This window comes from Oleiphilus sp. HI0128, from assembly GCF_001635365.1.
Genome location: NZ_LWGG01001506.1, coordinates 1 through 639 on the forward strand (window position 1 = coordinate 1; position 639 = coordinate 639).

The window sequence follows — 639 nt, forward strand, 5'->3', positions numbered from 1 at the left end:
CGTGCTATGCATCGTAAAGAGACTTTGCATCAGGATATTAAACCAGAAAATATAATGGTCGATGACGAGGGTAAGGTAACGATTATAGATTTTGGTTCCTGCTTTATTGCGGGTGTTGCTGAAATAGAATCACCCTTTGAACGTGAGCAAGTACTGGGAACTGACACCTATGGTGCGCCAGAGTATAAGCTGGGACGAAAAGCTTCTTTAAAGTCCGACATGTTTTCAATTGCTGTTGTTCTCTACGAAATGCTGACGGGACAACAGCCTTATGGCGAAAAATTTGAGACCAGTCAGTCTACCAATGAATTTTATCGACTAAAATATCAGCCAGCTCGAGAGTTTAACCCAATGGTTCCCGAATGGATGGATGGTGCGATCGAAAAAGCTTTACAGATTTCTACAGAACTTCGATATGATGCCTTGTCAGAATTTATTTATGATCTCGAACATCCTAATTCGGAGTTTATGGATAAGGCCCATATACCACTTGCAAAAAGAAATCCGCTGCGGTTTTGGCAAAGCATCACTGCAATCATGTTTGTTGTAGAATTGGCCACACTCTGGCTTTGGCTGGGGTAATGCTTTTTAGGCATCCTTTGCCCGCATTTTTATAGAATTAATACGATTGATATGGAA

The 639-nt window shown here is 41.2% G+C and carries 1 protein-coding gene; it reads left to right on the forward strand.

What is annotated here, in order from left to right; all coding sequences use genetic code 11:
- On the forward strand, positions 1 to 582 hold a 582-nt coding region (locus A3763_RS24860; protein WP_156495318.1), incomplete at its 5' end, for a protein kinase.
- Between the last annotated feature and the right edge of the window lie 57 nt (positions 583 to 639).